Raw genomic sequence first — 587 nt, 5'->3', positions numbered from 1 at the left:
TATGGCCTTGGTCACAAATCACTCCTTCTGTCCGCCCGAACGGCGGTCCGATCTTGGACCACCCCGGACTTACACAGATGGAATGACACGCCCAGCCTGTCATCGCGGTGATCGCGGGCCAACACGTCGGCGATCAGCTTGGGGCTCCACCCCTGGTCCATCCACATCTGGATCCGCGCGCATAACCTGACGTCGTTGAGCTTGAACCCTTTGGGCCGCCTAGCCTTTTGCGCTGCACGGCTATGAGCCATACGGGCGTGATAGTCCCCATCAGCATTACGGTTGCGGCGCTTTTCGCGCCAGACGGTGCTGCGATCACGCCCGATCTGCTCGGCGATGGCAGCATCGCTGAGCCCGGCATCAAGACCACGCATGATCGCGATGCGCTCATCCAAACTCAGGCGATGTCCCTTACCGCCTGGTCGATCGGGATCACCCGGATCCACGACGCCATGGCCAGCACGGTTGTTACCCCTCAATAGCTGCATCGCTCCAGCTTGACGCCACCACAGCGTCGCCGCAGTCGTTGACACACCCATCTCCTGGGCTGCTCGCTCGACTCCCACGCCCTGACACACCCGATCAAA

The 587-nt window shown here is 61.7% G+C and carries 1 pseudogene; it reads right to left on the bottom strand.

Annotation, left to right across the window (positions count from 1 at the left end):
- Nucleotides 1-29: 29 nt before the first annotated feature.
- Nucleotides 30-587 (bottom strand): annotated as a pseudogene (locus tag RMCN_RS30625) (transposase); the annotation flags it as partial.

This window comes from Mycolicibacterium novocastrense, from assembly GCF_001570485.1.
Classification (GTDB): Bacteria; Actinomycetota; Actinomycetes; order Mycobacteriales; family Mycobacteriaceae; genus Mycobacterium; species Mycobacterium novocastrense.
Note: the sequence above shows the minus strand (reverse complement) of the source record. Positions and strands in the feature narration are given on the sequence as shown.